Source organism: Desulfobacterales bacterium, assembly GCA_030066985.1.
Classification (GTDB): Bacteria; Desulfobacterota; Desulfobacteria; order Desulfobacterales; family JAHEIW01; genus JAHEIW01.
Genome location: JASJAN010000031.1, coordinates 26,949 through 51,933, shown reverse-complemented (window position 1 = coordinate 51,933; position 24,985 = coordinate 26,949). Strand labels below are relative to the sequence as shown.

30 protein-coding genes are annotated in these 24,985 nt (G+C 46.3%); 9 read left to right on the top strand and 21 right to left on the bottom strand.

What is annotated here, in order from left to right:
• Positions 1-4: 4 nt before the first annotated feature.
• The 4 genes from QNJ26_15950 to hcp form a co-directional block, all read right to left on the bottom strand.
• On the bottom strand, positions 5-1,102 hold the full coding sequence (locus QNJ26_15950; GenBank protein MDJ0987034.1) for an ABC transporter ATP-binding protein: 1,098 nt from the start codon (positions 1,100-1,102) through the stop codon (positions 5-7).
• A gap of 278 nt (positions 1,103-1,380) precedes the next feature.
• Positions 1,381-1,713 carry a hypothetical protein gene (locus tag QNJ26_15945; GenBank protein ID MDJ0987033.1) on the bottom strand — a complete coding sequence of 111 codons (333 nt, stop codon included), beginning with the start codon at positions 1,711-1,713 and terminating at the stop codon, positions 1,381-1,383.
• A 30-nt stretch (positions 1,714-1,743) separates the two neighbouring features.
• Complete coding sequence (locus QNJ26_15940) at positions 1,744-2,073, bottom strand: hypothetical protein (GenBank protein ID MDJ0987032.1); 330 nt, start codon at positions 2,071-2,073, stop codon at positions 1,744-1,746.
• 247 nt (positions 2,074-2,320) lie between these two features.
• Positions 2,321-3,949 carry a hydroxylamine reductase gene (gene hcp / locus QNJ26_15935; GenBank protein MDJ0987031.1) on the bottom strand — a complete coding sequence of 543 codons (1,629 nt, stop codon included), beginning with the start codon at positions 3,947-3,949 and terminating at the stop codon, positions 2,321-2,323.
• Between the two features lie 706 nt (positions 3,950-4,655).
• Here hcp and QNJ26_15930 point away from each other — a divergent pair.
• The gene (locus tag QNJ26_15930) at positions 4,656-5,720 is read left to right on the top strand and encodes a hypothetical protein (GenBank protein MDJ0987030.1); all 1,065 of its coding nucleotides are present in this window, start codon (positions 4,656-4,658) and stop codon (positions 5,718-5,720) included.
• A gap of 31 nt (positions 5,721-5,751) precedes the next feature.
• Here QNJ26_15930 and QNJ26_15925 read toward each other — a convergent pair whose 3' ends face one another.
• A complete protein-coding gene (locus tag QNJ26_15925) occupies positions 5,752-6,174 on the bottom strand; it encodes a PaaI family thioesterase (GenBank protein MDJ0987029.1) in 423 nt (140 codons plus the stop codon).
• A gap of 51 nt (positions 6,175-6,225) precedes the next feature.
• Positions 6,226-6,945 carry a DUF429 domain-containing protein gene (locus QNJ26_15920; GenBank protein MDJ0987028.1) on the bottom strand — a complete coding sequence of 240 codons (720 nt, stop codon included), beginning with the start codon at positions 6,943-6,945 and terminating at the stop codon, positions 6,226-6,228.
• 356 nt (positions 6,946-7,301) lie between these two features.
• Between QNJ26_15920 and QNJ26_15915 the strand changes: the two genes are divergently transcribed.
• On the top strand, positions 7,302-7,976 hold the full coding sequence (locus QNJ26_15915) for a CheR family methyltransferase (GenBank protein ID MDJ0987027.1): 675 nt from the start codon (positions 7,302-7,304) through the stop codon (positions 7,974-7,976).
• 14 nt (positions 7,977-7,990) lie between these two features.
• On the opposite strand, the gene QNJ26_15910 is transcribed toward QNJ26_15915, so the two are convergent.
• From QNJ26_15910 to QNJ26_15855, 12 genes are all read right to left on the bottom strand, one after another.
• A complete protein-coding gene (locus tag QNJ26_15910; protein MDJ0987026.1) occupies positions 7,991-8,245 on the bottom strand; it encodes a 30S ribosomal protein THX in 255 nt (84 codons plus the stop codon).
• Positions 8,246-9,037, bottom strand: a complete 792-nt coding sequence (locus tag QNJ26_15905) for a hypothetical protein (protein ID MDJ0987025.1) — start codon at positions 9,035-9,037, stop codon at positions 8,246-8,248. It abuts the gene before it with no gap.
• A complete protein-coding gene (locus QNJ26_15900; protein MDJ0987024.1) occupies positions 9,030-9,167 on the bottom strand; it encodes a hypothetical protein in 138 nt (45 codons plus the stop codon). Before QNJ26_15900 ends, QNJ26_15905 begins: the two co-directional genes overlap by 8 nt.
• Complete coding sequence (locus QNJ26_15895) at positions 9,168-9,305, bottom strand: hypothetical protein (GenBank protein ID MDJ0987023.1); 138 nt, start codon at positions 9,303-9,305, stop codon at positions 9,168-9,170.
• A 254-nt stretch (positions 9,306-9,559) separates the two neighbouring features.
• A complete protein-coding gene (locus tag QNJ26_15890; GenBank protein ID MDJ0987022.1) occupies positions 9,560-10,327 on the bottom strand; it encodes an arginine deiminase family protein in 768 nt (255 codons plus the stop codon).
• 32 nt (positions 10,328-10,359) lie between these two features.
• Positions 10,360-10,977 carry a LysE family translocator gene (locus QNJ26_15885; protein MDJ0987021.1) on the bottom strand — a complete coding sequence of 206 codons (618 nt, stop codon included), beginning with the start codon at positions 10,975-10,977 and terminating at the stop codon, positions 10,360-10,362.
• A 6-nt stretch (positions 10,978-10,983) separates the two neighbouring features.
• Entirely contained in the window at positions 10,984-11,334 is a 351-nt protein-coding gene (locus QNJ26_15880) for a hypothetical protein (GenBank protein MDJ0987020.1), read from the bottom strand.
• A gap of 252 nt (positions 11,335-11,586) precedes the next feature.
• Positions 11,587-12,129, bottom strand: a complete 543-nt coding sequence (locus QNJ26_15875) for a cysteine hydrolase family protein (protein MDJ0987019.1) — start codon at positions 12,127-12,129, stop codon at positions 11,587-11,589.
• Positions 12,130-12,468: 339 nt separating this feature from the next.
• Positions 12,469-13,134 (bottom strand): DUF2959 domain-containing protein, encoded by a 666-nt coding sequence (locus QNJ26_15870; GenBank protein MDJ0987018.1) that lies wholly within the window; start codon positions 13,132-13,134, stop codon positions 12,469-12,471.
• A 59-nt stretch (positions 13,135-13,193) separates the two neighbouring features.
• Positions 13,194-13,883 (bottom strand): amino acid racemase, encoded by a 690-nt coding sequence (locus QNJ26_15865; GenBank protein ID MDJ0987017.1) that lies wholly within the window; start codon positions 13,881-13,883, stop codon positions 13,194-13,196.
• A gap of 34 nt (positions 13,884-13,917) precedes the next feature.
• Complete coding sequence (locus QNJ26_15860; protein ID MDJ0987016.1) at positions 13,918-14,328, bottom strand: DMT family transporter; 411 nt, start codon at positions 14,326-14,328, stop codon at positions 13,918-13,920.
• A 77-nt stretch (positions 14,329-14,405) separates the two neighbouring features.
• On the bottom strand, positions 14,406-14,792 hold the full coding sequence (locus QNJ26_15855; protein ID MDJ0987015.1) for a nuclear transport factor 2 family protein: 387 nt from the start codon (positions 14,790-14,792) through the stop codon (positions 14,406-14,408).
• Positions 14,793-15,044: 252 nt separating this feature from the next.
• On the opposite strand from QNJ26_15855, the gene QNJ26_15850 reads away from it, so the two are divergent.
• The 7 genes from QNJ26_15850 (at position 15,045) to QNJ26_15820 (ending at position 21,571) form a co-directional block, all read left to right on the top strand.
• The gene (locus QNJ26_15850) at positions 15,045-15,524 is read left to right on the top strand and encodes an L-2-amino-thiazoline-4-carboxylic acid hydrolase (GenBank protein ID MDJ0987014.1); all 480 of its coding nucleotides are present in this window, start codon (positions 15,045-15,047) and stop codon (positions 15,522-15,524) included.
• A 1-nt stretch (position 15,525) separates the two neighbouring features.
• Positions 15,526-15,927, top strand: coding sequence for a hypothetical protein (locus QNJ26_15845; GenBank protein ID MDJ0987013.1), 402 nt, complete (start codon positions 15,526-15,528; stop codon positions 15,925-15,927).
• A gap of 243 nt (positions 15,928-16,170) precedes the next feature.
• Positions 16,171-17,607 (top strand): reductive dehalogenase, encoded by a 1,437-nt coding sequence (locus QNJ26_15840; GenBank protein MDJ0987012.1) that lies wholly within the window; start codon positions 16,171-16,173, stop codon positions 17,605-17,607.
• A 35-nt stretch (positions 17,608-17,642) separates the two neighbouring features.
• Positions 17,643-18,977 (top strand): phenylacetate--CoA ligase family protein, encoded by a 1,335-nt coding sequence (locus tag QNJ26_15835; GenBank protein MDJ0987011.1) that lies wholly within the window; start codon positions 17,643-17,645, stop codon positions 18,975-18,977.
• 230 nt (positions 18,978-19,207) lie between these two features.
• The gene (locus tag QNJ26_15830) at positions 19,208-19,390 is read left to right on the top strand and encodes a hypothetical protein (protein ID MDJ0987010.1); all 183 of its coding nucleotides are present in this window, start codon (positions 19,208-19,210) and stop codon (positions 19,388-19,390) included.
• Between the two features lie 191 nt (positions 19,391-19,581).
• Positions 19,582-19,923: a YegP family protein gene (locus QNJ26_15825; protein ID MDJ0987009.1), complete on the top strand. Its 342-nt coding sequence runs from the start codon at positions 19,582-19,584 to the stop codon at positions 19,921-19,923.
• Between the two features lie 388 nt (positions 19,924-20,311).
• Complete coding sequence (locus tag QNJ26_15820) at positions 20,312-21,571, top strand: aminotransferase class V-fold PLP-dependent enzyme (GenBank protein ID MDJ0987008.1); 1,260 nt, start codon at positions 20,312-20,314, stop codon at positions 21,569-21,571.
• A 246-nt stretch (positions 21,572-21,817) separates the two neighbouring features.
• Here the strand turns inward: QNJ26_15820 and QNJ26_15815 are convergent, their stop codons facing one another.
• The 3 genes from QNJ26_15815 to QNJ26_15805 form a co-directional block, all read right to left on the bottom strand.
• Positions 21,818-22,531 (bottom strand): MBL fold metallo-hydrolase, encoded by a 714-nt coding sequence (locus QNJ26_15815; protein ID MDJ0987007.1) that lies wholly within the window; start codon positions 22,529-22,531, stop codon positions 21,818-21,820.
• A 6-nt stretch (positions 22,532-22,537) separates the two neighbouring features.
• The gene (locus tag QNJ26_15810) at positions 22,538-23,026 is read right to left on the bottom strand and encodes a response regulator (GenBank protein ID MDJ0987006.1); all 489 of its coding nucleotides are present in this window, start codon (positions 23,024-23,026) and stop codon (positions 22,538-22,540) included.
• A gap of 98 nt (positions 23,027-23,124) precedes the next feature.
• Positions 23,125-24,903: an adenine deaminase C-terminal domain-containing protein gene (locus QNJ26_15805; GenBank protein ID MDJ0987005.1), complete on the bottom strand. Its 1,779-nt coding sequence runs from the start codon at positions 24,901-24,903 to the stop codon at positions 23,125-23,127.
• Positions 24,904-24,985: the final 82 nt, after the last annotated feature.

Below are 24,985 nucleotides of genomic sequence, written 5' to 3'. Positions count from 1 at the left end.
TTTATCATCCTTGCAGTATTTGGACGGCATTCTCCTGGATGACGACCCCCAGGTGATCGCCGACCTTGAATTCGGCCCGACGGCCGGAGCGGTTCTGTTGGCGGGTTGTGAATTTTTCTGAATCATTCAAGCGCAGATGATAATAGGTGTCTGTCCCAACATAGACAATATTTTCCAGTCGACCTTGCAACGCTGATGCTTTCCCGCTCCCGACCACATGCGCATGTTCCGGCCGCAAACAAAGCGTCACCGGTCCTGGAGAAGGCGCATGCTCGGGCAGTGAAACCGTCACAACCGTTCCTGATGCCAGCTTGACAAGGGCTTCATGATCGCCAGTCTGTCCGGTGTATTCGGCTTCAATAAAATTTGATTCACCGACAAAACCGGCTACAAATCGATCTATAGGGTGATCGTAGATTTCCTGCGGTTCTCCGACTTGCAGGATACGGCCCTGGTTCATGACGGCAATCCGATCCGACATCGTCAGGGCTTCTTGCTGGTCGTGCGTGACGAAGATAAAGGTGACACCTGTTTCATGCTGTAGGCGTTTGAGTTCGACCTGCATATTCTTGCGCAGCTTGCGATCCAACGCCGACAAGGGTTCATCCAGCAACAGGACCCTGGGCCCGGGTGCTAGCGCACGCGCAAGCGCCACTCTTTGGGCTTGGCCACCCGATAGTTGCGATACGGAACGGGGAGCAAGATCTGCCATGTGGACCAGATGTAACATTTTTTCGACGATTGTTGCTATGTCATGTTTTTTTCTGTTGAGCATTTCCAACCCAAAAGATATATTTTGGGCCACGGAAAGGTGAGGAAACAAAGCGTAGTTTTGAAACACCATATTGACCGGCCGCCTGTGGGGTGGCAGCTGAGTGATGTCTTCGTTGTCCAGCAGAATCCGGCCATCGGAGGGGTGCTCGAGGCCACTGATCACGCGCAGCAATGTTGTCTTGCCGCAGCCGGACGGTCCGAGGAGCGTAAAAAACTCATTGTTTTGGATGGAAAGCGAAACATCATCCAGGGCGGTTACGGCAGCGACCGAATTGGGATTCAAAATTTTTGAAACACAGCGTATTTCAACAGCGAATCTGTTATCCACGTAACCCTCAGGTGATATCAATCAAGTAAAAAGCGGTTTGTATAAAGATCCCGCTGCAGAATCTGAATTGGCAGTGGTCAATTCCTATTGCTAGCGGCAGTTTCACTGCTATTTTTTTGATGGTAACCCTCATTTTTTGTTGCTAGATTATAATGATACGGATTTGTTTGTAAAGTCTCAAAATAAATAGAGGGGTCAGAGCTTGAATTGTTAATAAAGATCATTTCAAGCTCTGACCCCTCTATTCATATTGCGGTGGAATCACTGGTGATAAAATATTATGGCAATTGAATAATTTTACCGCCTTCGCAATTATCATAATTGCGACCGCTGGATCGTGATTGATTATAAAGTCTGTAACTATAGCGAATTTTGCCATACAGGCTGTTAATCGTCTGTGTCTGATGCTTTTTAACAACGCCCTTAAACCTTTCTCCGCGCTGGCGCATCGGATTTCCATCCCGATCATAATCGGTGACAACCACATAGGTATCCTGCCTGCCAGCCCTGATCTTGCAGGTAAAATTACCTGCAGATGTTTCAATCGCTACCATAAAACCAATTACAAAAACCGTGGATATGAATAGGATATACGACTTCTTAGCCTTCATTTTCTGATCTCCCTATCCTTAAACCAATTTTTAAGGCACACCAATGATTTTTCCGTTGAAACACGGGCGCCCAACATCGCCTGAAAGCGGCTCGTTCTCAGTCATATTTGTGGTGTAAGCATAGCGAATTTGGCCATAATGACTTTCGATGCGTTTTTTCTCACCTTGCTTAATGGATCCTTTCCATTTGCGAGGTCCTTTATTGCCCTGATCATCTACATCCCATACCTCAACGATCACATCCACTGCTGCTTTGAGAACACAGGTATTATCGCCGGCAATGGCAGTCGAAGTCGCTATGCTCAGATATGAAAACATGAGAAAAATGGCAAAAATGACCAGAATTGTAAACTTTTTCATGTCTAAACCCTTTCTGTGAATTGACGTGGCAAATGATGCGCAATTTAAAATTTAGCTCAATATGAATTGTGGTTCGAACTGAATACTACAGAAATTAAGGATTGTATACTAAATTTAGGATAAACAATAGACGCTTAGGGGCAAGACAGGGGCTGCGCCCAAACAGTCTATCCGTTGATGCGCAGTAAGCGGAGAGGCTAAGTGATCAGCCATCAATGAGGATGGCTGATCACTTTAAAATTTCAGATTATCCCAGGATGGCCTGCAGGTCTTCCTGCGCTGTTTTAACGGGCATGATGTTGAACTTGTCCACCAACACATTTAAGACATTGGGCGAAATAAACGCAGGCAGGCTGGGCCCCAGACGGATATCTTTGATCCCTAGATAGAGCAGGGTCAGCAAAATAACGCAGGCTTTCTGCTCATACCAGGAAAGAACCATCGACAGGGGCAGGTCATTGACTTCACATTCGAAGGCATCGGCCAGCGCTGTGGCGATCTTGATGGCCGAATAGGCATCGTTGCACTGCCCGACATCAAGCAGTCGCGGAATACCGCCAATATCCCCCAAATCTTTGTCAAAGAACCGAAACTTGCCGCAGGCCAGGGTCAGGACCACGCAGTCATCTGGAATTTGCTCGACAAATTGGGTGTAATAATCCCGACCGGGTTTGGCGCCATCGCAGCCCCCCACCAGGAAAAAATGACGGATGGCCTTGCTTTTAACTGCTTCGATGACCTTGTCGGCCACACCCATGACCGCATTGCGGGCAAACCCGACCATAACCTGTTTGCCGTTTTGATCCTCGCTGAACCCGGGCATTTCAAGGGCCTTTTCGATAACCGGGGTGAAGTCCGGGCCGGCAATGTGCTGCACGCCCGGCCAGCCCACCAGCCCAGTGGTGAAAATGTGGTCCTTGTATGAATCCCTGGGTTTCTGGATGCAATTGGTTGTCATTAAGATCGCACCGGGAAAGGCATCGAATTCTTTGGCCTGGTTTTGCCAGGCGCTACCGTAATGGCCGTAAAAATGAGCATGTTTCTTAAGCTCTGGATATCCGTGACAGGGCAGCATCTCTCCGTGGGTGTAAATATTAATGCCTTTGCCCTCGGTTTGTTTTAAAATCTCCTCCAGGTCCTTAAGGTCATGGCCAGACACCAGAATCGCTTTACCGGCTTTGGCGCCCAGGGGCACCGCCGTGGGCACCGGATGGCCGTATGTGCCTGTGTTGGCGGCATCCAGCAGCTCCATGGTTCTCAAATTGACTTCGCCACATTTTAATACCAGTGCGATGTAATCATCGACGCTCAGATCCTTATTAAGGGTCGCCGCCATTCCTTCCTGCATAAAGGCATACACACAGTCGTCTTCCTGACCCAAGATGGCGGCATGGTCAGCATAGGCAGCCATTCCGCGGATGCCGTAGATCAACAATTCACGCAAGGAGATAATATCAGTGTTGGCATCCGGATCCGAGTGAATGCCCACTTTTTCTCCCTGAGCCACCAACGCTTCAGTAACGGAACCGAGCTCAAAGGTCGTGGGGCCTTCGCCAAAATCAGTATGTCCGCCCGCGGCCTGAACCTTTTCTTTCAAGGCATCACGCTTTGCCACCGCTTCATTGATCAGGCTAACAAAACGTTCGGGATCAAAATCGACGTTGGTTAAAGTCGAGAAAATGGCCTTGCTGGTAAATCGATTGGTCGCCTGATCGTTAACACCGACTTTGCGTCCTTCGACCGCCACCTGAGACAACCCTTTGACAACATAGTTTAACAGATCCTGCAGGGCGGCAACATCGGGCTGCTTGCCACACACACCGATTTTGGTACATCCTTCACCTTTCGCAGTTTGCTCACATTGATAACAAAACATAGGAATCCTCCGTATTAAATTTGATGAATAATAATTTATGGAACTATTTTTTGAGTGGTTGGCTACAAGACATTCATTTTAAGCATAATCTGGTCAAAATCAATCCAAATGTTATCTGCTTGAACCGAATTAAATGCACTCACATAAATTCGGATCCGATTAAATAGCCAAAATCACAACGGTCGTATTTGACTTAAATCAATTTTTTAATCTGTCACAATGTGGTATATCATGACAACAGTTGCACGAATCGGATTTGTGATCGTTATCTGTCTGATCTTCATAAGGATCGCTCAAGTAAACCTTAGTGAAAATGACACATCAAAGGATGGACAATCCGATGCAGGCTCATTGATGACATTTCTTAGCATTGCTTTTAATTCAGATTATGGTTTACGCAATGATCCCCTCAAGTACCTGCAAACTGATCGATTTTAACTCCTACCGACAACATCATCGGTTAAGATCTTCTCACATTGCCCTCCGACAACATCATCGGTTAAGATCTTCTCACATTGCCCTGTCCAGCGTTCACCAACTCTCTGAAAAAAAGCGAAAATTAAATCAACACCATCATCTTCCTCATGCTGATGAGGGTATAGATTTAGAGAGTCATCTACGCGCCTTTGAAAATAGCGCTCGGCGCAGATGCCTGAAGGTATACAAACACCTCTCGTTAAAAAAGTTTCCTACGGGGTTGGCTAAATTGCTGGCACAACGCATTCTGCCAGGTCTCGATCGTATCGGATTTGATCGGACGATTTCAAAGGTCCTTTTTCAGATAGCACCGTCAGCCTGGAATTTAATGGGTCCTGCTGATGAATCCATTATACATTTTCAACCGCTGATCGACCGCGAAGTTGAGGTAGTCCGTGAAGGGATCAAATTAAAAGCCGATCAAATCAGTGACGGCTTTTCACTATCCTCGGCAGCGTCGCCAGGAAGCATTTTCGGCAGCTTAAAAGAAGGCATTTTCCCGCAACAACTTTTTGAAATGTTGGATGACATCGCGACGCCATGGATTATTTTGCCGCGCGCATATCGTTTTTTGGAAGAAGAGCATTGCCGATACTTGCCGGTGTATCTGAAAATACTTAACAGCGAAAAGTGTGAATGTTGTTCGAAACTGTTTAGTCGTATTACCGTTGAATTTATGGCAAATTTTTCTTTTAAATTCGCTGAAAAATGTTACCCGGCGAATCAAATATCAAAGCTGCTGTTTTATGGATACGCAGCTCTTTTTTGGAAAACACTCAGATGCCCGCCTGTCAATATGGAAAACAGTTTGGCATTTGATCATTTTCTTATCTGGATTAAAAGGTTTGCACGCAATAACGATTTGTTGGGGAAACGGGAAAAATCGTTGATCGAACAGATGCTGAAGATGAGAACATGGATTTTTCCATCCCTTAATACCCAATCTTACAGAAATCGCCAACAGCCAGATAGCTCAAGGTTTTTAGTCACTCTGCGGCATGGTCATACAGGTATCGCCGCTACCTTGAGACATTTTGGGATCGATCAATTTTTAAAGAGCAGACGAACCGGCAAGCGCTTCACTTGCCTGTCTTTTCAAAAAGAGTTGAGCTGCCTGTTTTATGAAATTCGAACCCATTTTCATATGGAATCAAAACACACCCAAGACAATATCAAACATTTCATTCATTGGTTTAAAACTGCCAATGAAAGCCAAGCACCCGACTTTAATCGGACCCAAAAGCAATTTGTGGATCGATTGCTAAATCACATGCAAAAATTTGTGAATACCTAAATGGTTATAGTTTGTGAATGGACTATTTTTGTTACAAAAAAGGAATGGGTTTGCCGGTGCGGTAGGCGAGGGCGGAACAAGTGGCAACCAGATTGCCTTTTGCGTCGCTGACGCGAATGTCGTAACCGGCGGTTTTCTTGGTCTGACTGACCTTTTTGGCTTCTGCACGCAGTTTTGTGCCCGGTTCCGGGCTGGAAACGTAGGTGACATTCACATTTAAGGCCACTGCAATGGTGCCGTCGGTTTGGCCTGCAGTTTCAAAGGCCTCGTCGATTAGCGCAAAAACAGCACCACCATGGGCGCGCTCATAAATGTTATTCATATGCTCTGGGTCATAAATCATCTCTACGACTGAAAACCCCAACTCCAAATCCACCAGACGAATCTTCATTGCTTTTGCAAAGGGTTCATGTTGCACTGCATTGTAAATCGCATCTTTTACCTTTTGATCCATCGATGGCCTCCAAATTCGATTGGGACTGATGATAAATTTTATTTGCGGCATTCAAATAAACTGAGCCGGTGGATACACAATTTCCATGGGACGACCCATTTTATCCAGCGAGGGGCTCAGCGGTATGGTTTTGGGTTTGCCTGCTGAAATACGCCCGGAAACAGCCAGAACAAGCGCATCCAAAATATCATCACGGGCCAGGTCTCGGCGTCGAAACTGAGTCATGGCCTGCTCAACAATTACCCCGGCCTGTGAGTAGTTTTTTTGCAGTATGGCGCAACGTTCTGCAAAACCTTGCGCGGTTTTTTTGGAGTGGGCCATAATGCGCTTGCCCGCCAACGCCCAGAAACACAGCTCAGGATGCGATTCGCGTACATGTGGTTGTGCTTTCCGGTGACATTGTAACCAGTTATCGATTTCTTTTATTTTGGCGGTTATATTCCAAGTCTGAATGGAAAGCTTCACCCCCAAGACCTCCTGGTTTAAGCGACACGCCTGGCGATAGTTCTTAGCCCGCAATGCTTTGCGGCAGGGTACCGGGAAAACACTTGCGCCTCTTTCCCCCAGTAACTTTCTTGTTTCCTGGTCACAGACACGCCGGCTGGAATCCGGCAGGCCAATCGGTATGTCAATAAACATCATCAACGCTGAATTCACCGTATTCCAAAGGTCGTCGATGGTTTTAAAAACCCCTATGGCCCATTCCCGGTCCGAACCGAGTGCTACCGCAAACCAGCCTTTTTTGCAACCATCCACACCAACGAATTGCATATTTTCACCACCATCATCTAACATTTCTCAAATATTGAATCGATATTGAATTGACCAATCTATTATCTTTATTCGCATGTCGCCGCAAGGTCATATTTTTGCTAGCACTCCAACGCTCCAACTTGGCCTTCGTAGTCGAATCTAATTCGGCGAAGTAGGCTACGCCAACACGCCAGTACCGATTTCCTTTTTTCTTGAATAACCGCCAGAGCCATCTTAAACTGAACGCCATGCACGATGATCAATTTAGACAATTGCTTGATAGATTTGACTTTTCATGGTCTGGGTACCGCAAGGTCAGAAAAGGTGTTAAAAAGCGCGTTTCACGCCATATGCAGGATTTAAATTGTTCCAGCATGAAGGCCTATCTTGATTTGATCAACCAAGACGAAACGGTCCGGCAGGACTGCGAGCTAAGAATGACGGTATCCATCAGCCGTTTTTTCCGGGATAAGCAACTGTGGATCGGTCTGGAAGAAGATATTATACCCGCAATTCTAAAAAGGCAGTCTAAGAGATTGCACGTATGGTCAGCAGGTTGTGCGCGTGGTGAAGAGGTCTACAGTTTAAAAATTGTCTGGCATCGCCTGAGTCAGACACATACGCATTTGCCTGTTCTTAACATCACCGGGACCGACAAACATCCCGCCTATATCCACAAAGCCAGGGCAGGGGAGTACACCAAAGGCAGCTTAAAAGAAATCCCACCGGAACTGCTCGAGCACTATTTTGATATTCGCAAAAGCGGTCATCGATTTGATGTTAAGCCATTTCTCAGAGAGGACATTGATTGGGGGATTCAGGATATTTTCGCAACACCACCGGGGTCAGGCTTTGATATCATTTTCTTAAGGAACAATCTGCTAACTTACCATAAAGCGCCCCTTAAGGAAGAAGGGCTGGGCAGAGTTGTCCAAGCACTTGCGTCCAAAGGCTGGCTGATTGTCGGCTCCCATGAGAAATTGCCTGCTACAGAATTAAACTTCAAGCGGCACCCTGCCATCCCCTGGGCTTATTGTTTGAAAGGTTAAAACTGGATTAGAATTTATTTTTCTTTCTGTTCAGATTTTTTCTTTTTTTTGCGCGGTCTTTTGACGCCATAGGATTTACTGAAAATTTTCCCCTTTTTCGTTCTTTTATCTCCTTTGCCCATGAAGCCCTTTTCCTCCTGGAGTTTTGAGTTTACAAATAAGCCAAAATGGGTTTGTTGGCTGGACCTTTCATAGCGTATTATCGCTTGTTTTTCAACCTGAGAGAGATTTTCTCCTGTGCTGTCCCCCCTGCGGGCATGCGCTTTCATTTAAAGCTTGGCAGCCGGATTTAAAAAGCTGCACGGCATTAATGCAGCGCATTTGCCGCACACATGCGTTGATTTCGGCAAATCCGAAAAATAGGCCAGAGTCTCACGATTCTCATTAAGTCGCTTCCAACAGGCGTGCCGGTCAAAATGATTCGCCTCTATTGCGGAGACCGGACAGGCCTCGATGCATTTGCCGCAGCGTTTACCGGCTTTCAAAAGACAGGCTTCCCGGGTGTTGATAAGTGGATGATCTCCCAATTCAGCCTCGGTCACCAGGCTTCCCAAACGCCCGGTACAGCCCACCGGCGTAATTAGCATGCAGTGGGTTCCAAAACGGCCCAGGTTTGCCAGATGGGCCAGGTGTTTGTGCGACCAGCGGGCCATTAAAACATCTTCATCGAAGTTGTGGGTGGCTGGCGTCAGGCCTGATTGAAACCCTCTGGCAACCAGCAATTGCGATAGCGCCTGGCTCAAGCGCTCAATCAACTTATTGGTTTGAACATAGGCTAAACCCCAGTTGCGGCAGGGGCGTTCGCCCTTTTTGTTTTCTTTGATCAGATCGCGTTTAAAGGGAATAAAGAAAACGATCAATGATTTGGCAGTTGGCAGCAAATCATGGGGGTGCAAATGCTCATTAAAGGCAATCTGCGGCAGGATATCAAATCGCTCATCTATCGGTGCGCTGACCAAAAGCGGTTCCTGCCAGAAATTATTGCCCCCCAGACGATCCGGTTCAGCTGCTACAAATTCAACTGCAAATTGTCGCAATTCTTCTATTTGAACATCATTCATATATTTTACCCGCATCTTTCAATTGGGCCTGAACCCTTCCGCCGGATACCGCCATGACAATTGACAGTACCGCTCCAATTTCGGTATCGCTGAGGCCTTCTTCCCTGGCAACGCCAAGGTATTCCTGCATTCACGGATAGCACCCAATGGCCATTGCCGATGCCAGATGTAGCATCAGGGTTGTCTTGGGGTCCAGGATATCGTTGTGTCGCGCTGAATCATAAAATGCTCTGTAGGTTGTTTTTTGTTTTTCAGGCAGCAAATCCATCTCCCCCTTTCTCATATTTAATTATTACAGAATATATATTTGTTCAGTATCAATCTATAATATCCTGAAGAAGTAATTGTTTGAGTTTTTATTTTAACCTAAACTGGTTTCAAGAGCGTTACATTTTGTTCGAGGGCAAGGCGCAATTCGCTTCAAAAACGGAGCGTACACGATAGTACGCGAGTATTTTGAAGCGGATTGGAATCCGCCTTAGGCGGACCATCGGGCAAGAGGTAGCGGTATTGGAACCAGTTTTAGAATCTGATAGAAAGACAGGTGAGCCCCCCATCCATCTTTTGTATCTCGCTGACATCCAGCTCGATAATCGGCAGCCCCAGCGCTTCAAGCTTAGCCTTTGTATTCGGGAATCCTTTGGGTACCAGCAGGTGATCGTTAACCCAGAGCGTATTGGCGGCATAACACTCATCTGGGTTGGCCACGATTTTATCGTAGGCCTTCAGGGCCTGGTGTTCAGCAAAATCCGGTGTCACAATGAGCGTGTTCTTGCCGACAAAGTTCACACTGGATTTAAAATGCAAGCCTGCGCCCACCGCAACGGTGGTATGGGTCTTGTTGTGTTTATCAAGAATGCGACCGAACTGGTCCGCTCCCTGTTGGTTGGTGCGTTCTGATAACCCAATCAAAAAATGGTTGTCGATCATCAAGACATCGCCGCCATCCAGCGTGCCGGGTGCCTGTATGCTTTCGATTTGGCGATACGCTTCTAACTCAGCGGCGATCGTCTTTTCTTCACCCTGACGGGATGCGGCACCGGGGTTGGTGATTATGGCCATTTCCGGCGTCACCACAGCAGTATCCTCGACAAAATGGGCATCCGGGTAGTGGGGTAGTGGCTCCAGCTCGATAACGTTGAGCCCAATGGATGCCAAGGCATCTGTATAGGCGTGATGTTGTTTTAAAACCGAAGCATAATCGGGCGGGCCCAGTTTTGACGTTGTTAGACCGCGGTCAAAGGTTTGGGCTGGTACGCGGGTAATGGCATTTTCAAACGATCTTGGCATCTAATAACATCCTTTTTCTTACAGGCTTGCCTCTACAGCCAGCCCAATAATTCAAACCCATCCCTGAATAGGACCATTGAAAAAATAATCAAAAGCGCACCCAAGATTCGCATGACCCAGATATAAACGCGACCTTTTAAAAAGGTGCGCGAGCGTTCGACCACCATTGCCAGGATAACTTTGGAACCCACCAACAGCAATAAAAAGCTGCCAACAAATGATACCGTTGCCAGGAGGTTATGTTGAATACTTCTATAAATGATCGGGGTGCCCACTGTCATGTAGAAAATGTATGGGTGTGGATTTAAGGCATTGGTAATGACACCTTTTTTAAAGGAGTTGGATTTGACAGTGGATAAATTTAATTCAACCCCCTTGGTTTTGAGACTTTCGTATCCCAGATACAATATAAACAAACCGCCAAATATCGAAATACAGCCCAGTATGCTTTTAAACTCAGCCAGGCGGTTCAATACGATTAAAGAAATGAGAATAATGGGCACATCCGTGATTAAGGGAGCGATGGATACTTTCAGCCCGGCGGCAATGCCGTGTCGCAGCGTTTCGGATATGACCAGAACCAGTAGCGGACCGGGTGCAAAACCCGCTGCCAATCCCAGTAAAAGACCGGCACTCAAATATTCAAGCATTTAAGCTTATCCAATTTTGGGCCACTGCCGGACCGTTTGAATGATGTCTCTAACATAGGCACACTCGCATTCTTCCGGGCAGCGTTCAAGTTGTTCTTCATGCAGGCAATATTCGGGGCATTTTTCCGTCCTGGTCTGTCTTTGTTTATAGACAGGTCCGTCATACAGATCACTGAAAAGGGCGGCAGCAATGCCCAAGGTCGTGCCGCATGTTAAATGATTGAATAAAAAAAAGCCCAGTTGCAAATTACCAAAATTAACCTGATATCCGATCATATCTGTTGCAGCATCTTGCAAAAAATCTTCACGTGTTTGCCATCGATGACCGCAGAAGGTGCATTTTTTAAATTCACTCACTATGTTTACCCGAATTTTGCACGAGTTGGAGGCTTTCATATGCAAGGCATTTAAGGGCGAGGCTATAGTGTACTATGCCTCGTCATTAATAACGCAGCAGATGGAAGCCTCCGGCTCGCCGCGTTGATCCAAGGGTGAAAATTAATAAGATAAAAAGACATTTATACATATTTGATGAACAGCCCATTTGGTTAAGGAGGTCAATTAGTTTGACCGCTTTCAGTAAGATGATTTTAGATCTCTTATTAATTTTCACGTAAAAAAGTCCTTGCAACTGATTACCCGAGCATAAGCAGCGCCCAAGGCTGCCATGAATGATGCATGCACATCCTCAGCCAGTACTTTCCGGGTTCCAAAATCAAGGTTGCGGGTTGCGCAGCTGTCGTGAACAAGTGTGCATTGATATCCCAGATCAGCGGCGGCCCGTGTTGTTGCATCAATGCACATATGGCTCATCGCACCGCAAATGACAACACTGTCAACCGTGGCATTCTTAAGCTCGTCCAAAAGAGCGGTCTCGCGGAAGCTGTTCGGATAATGTTTCTGAATTACCCGGTCTTCAGGCTGAGGTTTGACACTGTCATGAATTTCGGCACCCCGGGTATTTGGCAGAAAAAAGGTGGCGCCTTCCCGGGTTGAAATATGCTGGATGTGAAAGGTGGGTAGTTGTTTATCACGAAAATATGCCAGCAATCGGCTTGCATTTACAGCGGCCGCATCCATCCCTACCAGCTCCATACGGCCCCCGGCAAAATAATCATTCTGAATATCAACCAGTATCAATCCAATATTCATCTTTGTTTCCTCGAAGCAGCTGCAAAAAAAGGTTTTAAAACTAATATAGAATTATCATTCGATTTGCCTATTATCCGGTTTACGGAAAGCTGAAAACAGGCTTAAATCGAAATGATAAGCACAAATTGGCAAATATGAACAAAAAAAATCAGGAAATAAATAAAGCTAAACGTTTTTCAGGACTTTACGCATTTATAAACTGGCTTAGAAATATTAGATTTTGTCTGAGGGTTAGGCGCAATAACGTTCGAAAGTGGAGCTTACACGATAGTACGCGAGCATTTTGAAACGGATTATAACGCAGCCCTCGGACAAAAGATAGGCAGCCTGAAACACGTTTTAGGATTGTTGCATTGAGGTAATGAATGCATTGGCTTCTTTGATAGACGCTTCCATTTCCCTAATCAACCTGGCAACATCGGATTCAATTGAGACGAGCTCACTTTGCAGTGAGGCAATGGCCTGGGCGTTGAGATTATGCTTCAGATACAGAACCTGATCACGAAATGCGTTCAAGACCGGATCAATTTTACGCTCGGCACGTTTCATCGCACCGATTAATTTCGCGTATTGGCGCTTGGTTTCAGCGAGTTTGCGTGCGCTGGATTTTCTGAGACTGCTGCTGGTGTACTGATCTAATTCCTCCTGCCATTCAGCAAACAGATCTGCGGCCACATCCTCGACCTCTTCAATTCGAAGGCGCACGTTTTGCGCTTGTTTTTCACTGGCGTCATATTCGGTTTTGAGCTGATTATATTTTTCCTCAAGTTCCCCGCCCTGAAAATTAAGAACCGTGCTGAATTGCTCCAAAGCGGATTCAAACTGCTCCTTGGCGTCCTCCTGGGCATCACGGGCATCCTGCACGCGGTCGACCATGATATCCCGCTTATGGTAACCCATGGTCTCCATGGTTTTATAGTAAGCGGATTCGCAGCCGATCAAAACCAAAAAAATGCCTGTCATCATAACCCGATTGAGTCTGTTGTTTAAAATCGATGTCTTCATAAGCGTTTCCCTGTTCAGTTCAAATCATTTCTCACTGTTTATCCGCAAACAGCGAATCTTTATGCTAAAGCCTCTTTTATGGCAGTACGGGCCAACAAACGGGTGGAGTCCAGGACCGGCAGGGGACAGTCTTCCGGATCAACCAGCAATGGGATTTCGGTGCATCCCAACACGGCTGCATCACACCCGCTGTCCTTTAACTTTTCGATAACGGTATTGAAATAAAGACGTGATGCCTCGGTGAAAACCCCGTTTACCAACTCTTTGAAGATAATGTCATCGATGCGCTCACGATCTTTATCTGTGGGTATCTGACTTTTGATGTCAAATTTGCTTAGCATGCCGGGATAAACAGGACCCGTCATGAGATATTTGGTTCCCAAGATGGCCAGCTGCTGATAGCCTTGTGCGCGCGCCTCTGTAGCAACGGCTTCGGCAATATGGAGCCAGGGGATCGGTGACTTCTCTTTTACATAATCAAATGCTTCGTGAATGGTGTTGTCCGGACAAATGGCGAACTGGGCCCCGATTTCAGAGAGCTTTTGAGTTGAAGAAAGCATCAGGGCGGCAACGTTTTTCCAGTCGCCCGTGCGAATGTGAATCATGTATTCTGCCAACGGATGTGTATGCATGCTGACCTCAGGATGCATATGCTCACCCATTACGGGCGGTGCTTCGCCACATATCGTGCGATAACACAGGGCTGCGCCTTCAGCACTGCAGCCGACAATTCCAATATGTTTGGGCATACTTTATTTCCTTTCGTTTTTATCGCGACACGACCTAGACAGTGAACAAAACGATGGCGATAAAAGCAAATACCATCCCAAGACTTTCTTTCAAAGTGATGGGTTCGTTTAAAATGAAATAGGCCAACGCAATCGTAATCACCGGATTTAAGGCGGAAATGGTGGCGATCACCGAAACCTTGCCTTTTGGCATCGCAAAAAGATAAAACAGCGCTCCCAGCATACCCAATAAACCGGTGGCAAAAGCCAAGGAAATGCCTTTGGGGTGTACCTCGGGTTTAAAACCGATGAAGAAAAAAACGATTAAAGCAAAAACAGCACTGCCGATGCCCTCGTAGACCGAAGCGCTCAGCGGGTTGATGTATCGGGTGGTTATTTTTGGTATAAAACCCCAAATGCCCCAACAGATCATCGTCATACTTGCCGGGAGAAGCCACTCTTTCATTTTACCATATCCTGTTTACTTTTTAATGTGATCACCCATCGAATTTTGTGCATTTGCCTGCTGACATACAAGATTATTTAAGCGCTGGATTGTCTGGTAAATGCATCTCTGGTGCGACTCGAGTCATAAATAATTACCAGGTGATGAATTTTATTTGAATCCTTTTTAAATCTAAAAATATCCATGCATCTGAAGGATACCAGTTCGCCATTTTTGAGTGTCCAATCATAAACGAAATGGGCCGCATATTGATCAGGGTCTGTCACATTTGCAAAGATATCCTTTAAACGGATCTGTGAACTTGCCGTATCCTGGAACAGCTGTCGATAAAAATCAGCAGCTGCCAATTCACCGTAGAGAGGCGAAGTGATCCTTGCATCATCGGCAAACAATTTTAAGATCCCAATATCATCACCTTTGGCCAATGCATCTAAATAGGCGCTGATGACTTCCTGGCGTGACATGTTATGGCGCTCTGTAAATGGCATATCCAGAAAATTGTTTTATCTGTTTGAAATAGAAGGTTTTTAGAACAACCCGCTTCTATTTGGCAAGCTTTTTATAGCTTTCGGATGGAAACTTTACGCTGATGAAGTTTAAAAATGAAATAATTTGAGCAATTTAACTTCCAAATCACACAAACACCTTGACATACGCCGTCTGTTTTGAATACCTAAAAAAAGCCTTAGGCAACATGATGAGATAGGGTGGTTAGCGTGGACGATCTAAATGCAAAAATTGGCGTGTTGACCCGCAGGGAGGTAGAAGCCCGTATTCTGGTGCCGCTTATTGAGGCCTTCAGTCACGAATTTGGGAATAAGAAAGGGCTGGAATTGGTCCGCAGCGGCATTGTTCAAATTGCCACCGACCAGGGTGCTGAATTAGCCCAACAGGTCGGCGGCAATTCTTTGGCACATTTTGCTGAATTGCTCCGATTTTGGACCCAGGATAACGCTTTGGAGATCGATATTATTGAGCAAAGCAAGCAGAAATTTTATTTTAATGTGACGCGTTGCCGTTATGCCGAGCTGTACGAAAAATTGGGTTTCGCCACATGGGGCAGCCTTTTTTCATGTACGCGTGACTTTGCCTTGATTAAAGGATTTAATCATCATATCAATCTAAAACGAACCCGGACCATAATGGAAGGAGCGGCCTACTGTGATTTTTGTTACACCATTAAAAAAGGGAGCTGATATGTTCAAATATGCGGTCAAAGCGATTGTCATTATCCTGCTGATGCTGGGATGCGCATCAATGGAAACCGGCGAAAAACTGAGTCAATTTGACGAAACCTCCAGAGCATACCTGCGGGCGATTCGCTGGGGTGAATTCGAAGCCGCGTTTGCTTTTAAAAAGCTTACGGATAGGGAAGAAGTGCTGCCGGATTTTGAAAATTACCGCAACGTCAAAGTTACCAATTACAAAGTCAAACAAACAATTATTTCAGAGGACAAAACCAAAATCATCCAATTGGTTGACTTTCAGTACTACCGTATGAAGGATGTGACCGTAAAAACACTGATTGACCGCCAAAAATGGGAATATGACACTGAACAGGAAAAGTGGTTTCTGCAGAGCGATTTGCCGGCCTTTTAGCGGGACATAACCCAAACCGCGCATTGATCATTATTTGCAGATTAATATCTTCCCATCCCTTTTCGCTGACCGAATCTCCGGGAAACTTGTTTAACGAGGAACCGGGTTTATTTACACGACCCGACCGCGCAGCTTGCCTGGCCCTTCAATTGAATTTCCAAGGAAATTTAATCAGGGTATTAATCGTCTTTCAGGCCGCATAATTGTCTAAAAAGTTTTAACTTAAATTGGAGTGGTGGTAGCATGATGGAAATCATTTTTCTACTTGTACTGGTGGGGCTCATCGGCCAGGCTGCTGTAGGTTTGAGCTATTTGATTTCATCCATAAGGGAATTGGAAAAACGCGCATCCATTTTCGCCGGGATACAATTTATGGCAATGGCCGGACTAGTGCTCCTGTTTATTAATTGGTGGCGAACTGGATTCCTTTACTCGGGCAGTGGCGTTGGCATTTTGATTTGTCTAATTTCCGGCGGAGCTCTGGCTGCTATTTTTTTTGTAAAAAAGACACCGACCAACCCAAAGGCGCTAATGGGAACGCGCGGCGCAATTGTCGGTGAGGTTAAAAAGATTGATGAAAGGGATATTGTTTTTGCCCGCAATCGTACTATTCAACCGGGTACGGAACCATACCGGATCTATTATGAAATGCGGCCTGAATATGAAAAGATGGATGCCGGCCGCAGAGAAATGGGTGGGCCCTTAGGAAAACCCGGAGTCATCGACAAACCCAAAGACAGACCCAACATTGCGGCAACCCTATCTTCCCAGGGCATCGCCCTCAGCCTCTCGGCACCGGAAACATATCAACCGGTGCCCCATCCTGAATTCAATGCGCAGAAGGTTAAGTTGAGCCCGCAGGAGGCCAGTGACCGCATTAAAGGCTATACCCTCAATCTAGGCGCCAAACATGTGGGAATTACCAGGATCAACCCGTTGTGGTTGTATTCCAAACGGGGAGAGATTTTTCGTGAAAACTGGGAAGACTGGGGCAAAGACATCGACATCACCCACCCATATGCGATTGTTTTTACCACTGAGATGGCTTTCGAACTGGTGGGAACTGCGCCCCATACACCCACTGTCATCTCCAGTATGAGCAATTATGCTCAAGGCGCTGTTATTGCCACTCAACTGGCAGCCTATATTGCCAATATGGGTTATTCGGCCACCGCCAATCACGTGCGGCATTATGACACTTTGCTTGTTCCGTTGGCTGTTGATGCCGGTTTGGGAGAGACCGGCCGGCTGGGCTATCTGATGACCAAGGATCTCGGGCCGCGAGTTCGGTTGGCTGCGGTGACCACCGATCTTGAAATGGTCGCCGACAGCCCGGTGGATATTGGTGTCGAAGACTTTTGTAGGATTTGTAAAAAGTGCGCCAATTGCTGCCCTTCCAAATCTATTTCGCTGGACGATCCAACCGAAGTCAACGGAACCTTGCGCTGGAAGCTGAATGCCGAAACCTGCTTTGACTATTGGGGAAAGGTGGGCACCGACTGCAATGTGTGCATGCGGGTGTGCCCCTGGAGCCATGCCAGCACTTTTCCCCACAGGATCATCCGATCTCTGATCAGTCGCAATCGTTTGTCGCGCAGGCTTTTTAACACTATGGATGATGTTTTTTACGGGCGTAAACCCAAACCCAAACAGGCACCAACATGGGCTAGGTTTAGCTAAATTTATCACAGGCTATACAGAATTGAGGAATGAAAATGAATTCTAATCAAATTTATTGGAATCCAGTGCTGGAAGCCCTGCCGCCCGATAAAATCAAAAAACTACAACTGAAAAAATTTCAAAAAATTTTTAAGTGGACCTACGAACACTCCACCTTCCACCGGCGTCTTTATGACAATGCCGGCGTAAAACCGGAAGACATCCGGTCATTCAATGATATTGAGCGGGTTCCCAAAGTGGAGAAATCCATGATGCGGGACATTCAGCGCAAAGAACCCTTTCCCTATGGCGAAGCCCTCTGCGTGCCCTTAGATGAAGTGACCATCTTTCGTCAGACCAGCGGCACGACCGGCCAACCGGTGTATCAACCTGACACCTGGCAGGATTGGGAGTGGTGGATGGAGTGCTGGTCCTATATCCTCTGGGCTCAGGGCTACCGGCCGCAGGATCGGGTCTTTATTCCTTTCGGCTACAATATATTTGTGGCTTTTTGGGCTGGGCATTATGCGGCTGAAAAAATCGGCTGTGAAGTGATTCCGGGTGGTGTGCTGGATACCAAGGCGCGTCTTTTAAAGATTCAAGAGCTGCAGGCAACTGCCCTGATGGGTACCCCTACCTATATTCTGGGGATGGCCGAAATTGCTCGTCTAAAAATGGATATCGATCCTGCTGCATTGCCGATCAGTAAAATTACATGTGCCGGTGAATGCGGTGCCAGCATACCGAGCACCAAAAGACGCCTGGAAGAAGCCTGGGGGGCGAAAGTCTACGATCACGCAGGTGCGACTGAAATCGGCGCCTGGTCATTTGAATGTGCGGATCAACCCGGCGGTATGCATGTCAACGAAGCATTGTTTCTGGTGGAAATCGAAGATGTCGAGACCGGAGAGATCATCGAAGAACCCGGGCAGCGGGGCAAGATGGTGATCACCGCCCTGGACCGCATGGCCCAGCCTTGTGTGCGTTTTGATTCCAAAGACGTGATTGAATGGGCTGCCGATTCCTGTTCATGCGGGCGGACCTCACGTTTAATCAAAGGCGGTGTGGTTGGCCGGGCAGATGATATCACCAAGGTCAAAGGCGTCCTGCTTGCACCTTCGGCTATCGAAGAGGTCGTGCGCAGTATTGAAGGTTTGGGCGACGAGTATGAAGTCATAGTGGAAAAATTAGGGGATGCCGATAAAATTAAACTAAGGGTTGAGGTGTTGCCGGATGCAGAGGACCAATGCTCGCTGATTGAAAACGAGCTGGTGGATCAGCTCAGATTGAAGACCAATCTGCGCTATGATATTGAAATCTGCGGCTGTGAAACATTGCCCCGGTATGAGGTTAAGGCTAAGCGCTTCAAGGATTTAAGGCCAAAGAAATAAAGATGATATTTTTTCACCGCAGAGACGCAGAGGGCGCAAAGGGTTTTTTGTTTTCGGTGAGAGGCCGAAAACAAAAAATTTTCCATCTTGTGATTGGTTTTTCTTAACCAATGATTCCACATCTTTTTAATCCTGCCTGCCACGCCGGAGCATATTGCGCCTGCTAATTCTGGCGGGTATGGCCATTAGAGGCAAGTTAATCCAGACAGCGTAAATTAAAACAAGGAAAAATGATGACACAGCAAATTGATCTGAATGAAATCAATGCCAAAATTCAACTGCTGAAGAAAACGGCCCAAGAGCTTAACTGCATCGGAGAAGAGTTTCCGGCCATTGCCCGCAACACGGTGCGTATTTTAGCCAGTGTTAAAATGCTTGAAATCAATGTGTCAGACCTCATTGAAATGAATTGACCACATTATTCCGGTAAACAAGATTTTTCTACAGCCGTGAATGATAAGTGTTGAGACTCAGAAAAAGTTGTGATACGCAAGAAATGTATTATGTTTGGGAAGTTTAATTGGATTCGCCCGGGAATTCAATGGGCATAAAAAACGGATGCGTGCAGTAAACCTTATTCCACTGTAAACAAAAAGGGGGTCTTATGATCGGTAAATTTGAGTTAAAAAAAGGCAGAAGCGGCAAGTTCTCGTTCAACCTCAAATCAGCCAACGGAAAAGTAGTGCTGACAAGTCAGACTTACAAGAGTAAAGCAGCAGCAAAAAACGGAATCAAGGCTGTATGCGCCAGCTGTCGCAAGAAGGCGAACTTTGAAGAAAAGAAAACCAAAGTCGGTAAGCCTTATTTTGTTCTGGTGGCAGCCAACAAACAAGTCGTCGGCAAAAGCCAATCATATGCGAGCAGAGCATCGATGCTAAAAGGCATTGCTTCGGTTAAGAAAAATGCGCCCAAAGCCGCTATTCGGGATTTGTCACTCAAAAAATAACTGAGCCCATAAAATTTAGCTAAACGGATGCAATTCTCTGTCAACTGCGCTTCCTGGCTGGAAAGGGGCGCGCTTGATCCATGATAAAATTCCGTCCAAAGATGAGTGGTCATGACTACCATTTTTGCTGGTTTAGAATTATCTATAAACCAGCCGGTGCTTGGCCACTCATTTTTTTAGTATGTTCTCGAACCAGCTATGTTGGTTCATATGTATTGCCTACGCCCATCCAGTAAATTTGTAGTTTCTCCACATTCCATATTCAGGCACGGTATCTGCGATTTGGCACATGCAACATATTGAAGGCTTGCTTTGGCCTGTTGATATGTAAGAGCTTATGATATGAAATCGGGAAAAATATTAGTGTATAAAAAGGTGCTTAAAAATTATGGCTAATTCCACAGATCAGTTGATTTTTGATGTTGATTTTGCACGCAAACAGTTTCCTTTCTTTGATTTAGACCAATCCAATGAATGGGCTTTTTTTGATAATGCGGGTGGTACATTTCCTTGCAGACCTGTGATTGATAAACTTGAGCATTTTTACAAAAATAATAAGGTTCAACCTTACGGCGATAATGCACTTGCCCATGCTGCAGGAGAGCAGATGGACAAAGGCAGAAAAATGATTTCAGATCTATTGGGTGTCACCATGGATACGATCACCATAGGACCATCGACGACCCAGAATTTGAATACATTGAGCAGTGCTTGCGCTAAATTTCTCTCAAAAAATGATGAGATCATTATTTCAGAGCAAGACCATGAGGCAAACATCGGCGGATGGGAAAGGGTTGCCAAGCACACCGGAGCAAACTTGAATTTGTGGGAGGTAAATGAAAGTACCGGCGAACTTGATTTGGCATCCTTGGAAAAATTACTTAACAGTAATACCAAAATTATTTGTGTTACTCACAGCTCCAATATTATCGGAACAGTGAATCCCATCGGTCAGATAATCGATATGGGACACAGTGTTGGAGCAAAAGTTATTATCGACGGCGTTTCATACGCACCGCACCGCTGGCCTGATCTAGCGAACACCAAGGCTGATGCATATTGTTTTTCTACCTATAAGACCTATGCAACCCACCAAGGGATCATGTACGTATCACCAGATTTTTTAGAAATGTTGCAGCCCCAGTGCCATTTTTTTAATGCCCACCGGCCCTGGTCTCAGCTGGATGCGGCAGGACCAGACCATGCTGGAATTGCGGCCCTTGCCGGGCTAGGCGACTATTTTGAAATACTTTATGATCATCATTTTGAAAAATCTGAATTGCCCCTGAATGTCAAAGTATCAATGATTTCCGATCTGATGAATAGTCATGAAGCATCATTGTGTAAGGTGTTGTTAGAAAGACTTACAGATTTGCCAACGCGAATATTCGGGAAAAACACCATGCAAGGCCGGGAGGCGAATATAGCCCTTATTTCGCAAAATGCCACATCGGCCCAGTTGAGTACCTTGTTGGGAAAAAGGGGGATTGCAACCAAGCATGGTCATTTCTACGCCTACCGAATCTTAAAAAAAATGGGTCTTGACCCAGATGATGGTGTTCTTAGGTTGAGTTTTGCTCATTATAATACCATGAAGGAAACCGAGAGGCTTGTGACCGCATTAACGGATATTTTGCAAAAAGCGTAAATGGCTCCGGCATTGCGCAGGGGTTTTTCAATACCATTTGATGATATCTGCAATATCGCTGAATCTGTAATATTCTCACTGTATCAGCCCTTGGGTATATTTGGTTCTTTGGCGAGATATGATAAATTACGATTCAGCAAAATTTTCAGATGTAGTTACGAAATTAACAAACCTCGATGCCGATAGATAACAGTGTTTGTCTTATATTCATCGAGTTATTGCTCCGGTCGGTCTTGCCGGCATTGGTCACGTCGGCTTGTAAGTTTCACCAATTTGCAACGGCACGACGCTGATTTTTGATTTTTTTTCTATTTTGGTTTTAAAGTCCTGAGGATTGGCTTTGCTGAGGTGCATGGGGATGACGGCTTTGGGGTTTATGGCAATGGCGGCCCGCACCGCTTCGGTCAGATCCATGGTAAATGTGCCCCCGATGGGCAACAAGGCCACATCGACCCATCCCAATTGTTTCATCTCGGGAATAAAATCTGTGTCACCGGCATGGTAAATGGTTTTGTCCTCTACAGTTAAGACATAGCCAACACCGTCGCCCTGATGATGAACCTTACGCGTCGAACTTCCTTCCGGCGTATTGTAGGCCTCAACTGCTTTGATCGCTATGTCCCGGAAAGTGAAATCAACACCGGGTTTAACAACCCGAATATTTTTCCCCAGATTATTAATACAACGTTTTGGGCCAACCACCAGCGTATTCTTTCTCTTGAGCCTCTTGATCGTAACATCTTTGGCATGGTCTTTATGATGATGGGTTACCAGGATGAGGTCTGCTTTTGGCAGCTTTTCGGGCAAGCCATCAATGGGATCGGGCCAACGGCTGAATTCAATTTTGTGGGGATAATGGGTGTAATAAGAGCGCAAATATGAGGGATCAATATAGATGACCGCATTTTCGGTTTGGATTTGAAACCAGGAGGGCGGAAACCATTTGAGGGTGACAGACATCGGTTTTTAATAAAACGGAAATTTTTCCCAAAAATCTTTTTCGCTGTTCTGCCATTTGGGGCCAAACTTTTTTTCGAAAAATGATCCCATGCGATCATACCAGCGGCCCCAGGGACTCTTGCCCAGTTCTTTGGCCTCAAGAACGTCATTTAAAAAAGAGGCGATGTTCACCATTTCTTCTTTGGGTAAGTATGAGGCGGCGCCTTCCTTGTAAGATTTGACCACATTTTCCGGGCTGAGGGCATGGGCGGTCAGCATCACAGCCGTAACCTCTTTTTGTTTGGCGATCTCCAGCAGTTGATAGCCTTCAACCCCCATAATATCCAGAATCGTCAAATCGAAGTACTCGGACTCCAGATAATCTTTGGCCGCTTTAAAATTGGATGCTTTAACCGTTTCACACATCGGCAGCAAGTCCACGAGGGTATCCAGTACATCCGGTTCATCATCCACCAAAAGAATTCGTTTGCCTTCCAATAGGTCTTTTTCAGCCATAACAGGAAATCTCCAAAATTAGATGGTACTTATTAAGCCTGAATATAAACTTAAGTCCAGATCCTCTGAGATCAAGAAAACATACCATATTTTGGACTTTATTCAATAAAAAGCGAAACGGGTTGGCCGTCTTTTAAGTTCACTAAACCTTCCTCGCAGATGCGCAGATAGGGGATCGCTGCGCCAGTTAAGGTTATCAAGGAAAGTACCGGATCGGGGAAGGGGACGCCCTGATTTTGAGCTGCCCGGGTAACATTTTTAAATGCCTTAACAACGTCTTCAATTTTTAAATTCGAGATGATACCAAAGATGGGCATCGGAAGTTCCGCGACGATGTTTTCGTCCCGGCAGACAACAGCGCCGCCCTGTAAGCTGCGAATGCGGTTAACTGCTGCGGCCATGTCTTTGTCATTGCTGCCGACCACGACAATATCGGTGGTATCCCAGGCAGCGCTGCAGGCGATGGCACCGGACTGGACACCGAATCCTTTGATCAATCCCACGAACAGGCGACCGGGGTTGTGGATGCGATCAATAGCAGCTATTTTTGCTAGATCTGTATCCGGATCAGCGGAAACCTGGCCATCACGAACTGCAATACAATCCTTGATTTCAGCGGTAACCAGATCCGTGACCATGTTCATAACGCGAACCTTTATATGCTCAACGCTGTCAGGTGCACGGATGATAAAATCGGAAGGTTTCAGGTCACGTGGCAGATTGATGGTGTTCAGGCTTTCGGACGCATAAGCATGTGACCGCGGGGCCTCCAGTAATTTTCCGTTGCGGGCGATCACCTGTCCATTGCTGACGACGATCTGAGCAGCGATGGTGGCGATATCCGGGATGATCGCAAAATCCGCATATCTGCCTGGCGCAATCCCTCCGATCAGGTGGTCCAGCGAAAAATGCTCGGCAGCATTCAACGTTGCCATCTGAATGGCATTGATGGGCTCAAAACCGCAATCGATGGCCTTTTGAACGATGGCTTCCATATAGCCGTTGGCCATCAAGTCGGCGGGTGATATGCTGTCGCTGACCAGAATCAGGCGTCGCAAATCGATACCCTTGTTCTTGATTTTAGCGATTTCCGCAAGATCTTTGCGCACCGCCCCTTCACGAATCATGATGTGCAGTCCTTGCTGCAACCCCTTATGGACCTGTTCGGCATTGATGGGCTCGTGGCAGGAGGTAATACCATTGGCAATGTAGGCAGCGAGTTTTTTTTCACTGGCACCGGCGGTATGCCCCTCGAGGGTTTTGCCGGCCTTTTGAGCTTGTTTAAATAACGCCAGAAGCCAGTCGGGATCCTGTATTACCGCCTGCCAATAAGATTCACCCAACCCGATGATGTCGTCACGCTCGAGCAGCTTTTGAAGCTCTGCTTCTGAGATGCCTTGAGCTGTTTTGCTGATCGAAATCATCACCGGCGCAGTGGCCCATATTTTGATGGGCTGGTCCTTAAACGATGCCAGGTAATCGATCAGACCCGCAAATCCACCGGCTGGAAAAACTTCCAGGGTTTCACTGACAATGGTGGTGGTACCGCCCCTGGCCGCATATTTTAAAAATTCATCGATCTTGCACAGCCACGACAGATGGGTGTGGCCGTCGATCAGACCGGGAATAACGGTTTGACCATCAGCATCGATGACTTCGGTGTGGGGCCCGATGGTATCGTCTGGGTTTTGGCCGACATAGGCAATCCAGCGCCCCTTGGTGCTGATGGCATAATCATCCAATATTTCCCCGGTATAGACATTTAACAACCGGGCATTGATCACCGCCAAATCCGCTTTTTCCTGTCCCAATGCCACCTGCATCAAAGCCTTAGCTTCGTCGCTTCGCCTATGCAACATCGAATCCGTATTTTTCATAGTAATTTCATTTCTTGTTATTTTAAGGCGTTTCGGCTAACCCAATTTATGTTTTGATATAGGAAGCCGTATATTTAAATAG

Bases quoted from the DNA above. Each gene is read 5' to 3' on its own strand.
- QNJ26_15885 (MDJ0987021.1), bottom strand. From the start codon at position 10,977: ATGCTTGAATATTTGAGTGCCGGTCTTTTACTGGGATTGGCAGCGGGT.
- QNJ26_15830 (MDJ0987010.1), top strand. From the start codon at position 19,208: ATGATGACACAGCAAATTGATCTGAATGAAATCAATGCCAAAATTCAA.
- QNJ26_15840 (MDJ0987012.1), top strand. From the start codon at position 16,171: ATGATGGAAATCATTTTTCTACTTGTACTGGTGGGGCTCATCGGCCAG.
- QNJ26_15945 (MDJ0987033.1), bottom strand. From the start codon at position 1,713: ATGAAGGCTAAGAAGTCGTATATCCTATTCATATCCACGGTTTTTGTA.
- QNJ26_15910 (MDJ0987026.1), bottom strand. From the start codon at position 8,245: ATGAAAGCGCATGCCCGCAGGGGGGACAGCACAGGAGAAAATCTCTCT.
- QNJ26_15820 (MDJ0987008.1), top strand. From the start codon at position 20,312: ATGGCTAATTCCACAGATCAGTTGATTTTTGATGTTGATTTTGCACGC.
- QNJ26_15855 (MDJ0987015.1), bottom strand. From the start codon at position 14,792: ATGTCACGCCAGGAAGTCATCAGCGCCTATTTAGATGCATTGGCCAAA.
- QNJ26_15810 (MDJ0987006.1), bottom strand. From the start codon at position 23,026: ATGGCTGAAAAAGACCTATTGGAAGGCAAACGAATTCTTTTGGTGGAT.
- QNJ26_15815 (MDJ0987007.1), bottom strand. From the start codon at position 22,531: ATGTCTGTCACCCTCAAATGGTTTCCGCCCTCCTGGTTTCAAATCCAA.
- QNJ26_15845 (MDJ0987013.1), top strand. From the start codon at position 15,526: ATGTTCAAATATGCGGTCAAAGCGATTGTCATTATCCTGCTGATGCTG.
- QNJ26_15825 (MDJ0987009.1), top strand. From the start codon at position 19,582: ATGATCGGTAAATTTGAGTTAAAAAAAGGCAGAAGCGGCAAGTTCTCG.
- QNJ26_15890 (MDJ0987022.1), bottom strand. From the start codon at position 10,327: ATGCCAAGATCGTTTGAAAATGCCATTACCCGCGTACCAGCCCAAACC.
- QNJ26_15940 (MDJ0987032.1), bottom strand. From the start codon at position 2,073: ATGAAAAAGTTTACAATTCTGGTCATTTTTGCCATTTTTCTCATGTTT.
- QNJ26_15915 (MDJ0987027.1), top strand. From the start codon at position 7,302: ATGAAGGCCTATCTTGATTTGATCAACCAAGACGAAACGGTCCGGCAG.
- QNJ26_15870 (MDJ0987018.1), bottom strand. From the start codon at position 13,134: ATGAAGACATCGATTTTAAACAACAGACTCAATCGGGTTATGATGACA.
- QNJ26_15860 (MDJ0987016.1), bottom strand. From the start codon at position 14,328: ATGAAAGAGTGGCTTCTCCCGGCAAGTATGACGATGATCTGTTGGGGC.
- QNJ26_15865 (MDJ0987017.1), bottom strand. From the start codon at position 13,883: ATGCCCAAACATATTGGAATTGTCGGCTGCAGTGCTGAAGGCGCAGCC.
- QNJ26_15925 (MDJ0987029.1), bottom strand. From the start codon at position 6,174: ATGGATCAAAAGGTAAAAGATGCGATTTACAATGCAGTGCAACATGAA.
- QNJ26_15920 (MDJ0987028.1), bottom strand. From the start codon at position 6,945: ATGCAATTCGTTGGTGTGGATGGTTGCAAAAAAGGCTGGTTTGCGGTA.
- QNJ26_15905 (MDJ0987025.1), bottom strand. From the start codon at position 9,037: ATGAATGATGTTCAAATAGAAGAATTGCGACAATTTGCAGTTGAATTT.
- QNJ26_15805 (MDJ0987005.1), bottom strand. From the start codon at position 24,903: ATGAAAAATACGGATTCGATGTTGCATAGGCGAAGCGACGAAGCTAAG.
- QNJ26_15875 (MDJ0987019.1), bottom strand. From the start codon at position 12,129: ATGAATATTGGATTGATACTGGTTGATATTCAGAATGATTATTTTGCC.
- QNJ26_15835 (MDJ0987011.1), top strand. From the start codon at position 17,643: ATGAATTCTAATCAAATTTATTGGAATCCAGTGCTGGAAGCCCTGCCG.
- QNJ26_15900 (MDJ0987024.1), bottom strand. From the start codon at position 9,167: ATGCAGGAATACCTTGGCGTTGCCAGGGAAGAAGGCCTCAGCGATACC.
- QNJ26_15895 (MDJ0987023.1), bottom strand. From the start codon at position 9,305: ATGGATTTGCTGCCTGAAAAACAAAAAACAACCTACAGAGCATTTTAT.
- hcp (MDJ0987031.1), bottom strand. From the start codon at position 3,949: ATGTTTTGTTATCAATGTGAGCAAACTGCGAAAGGTGAAGGATGTACC.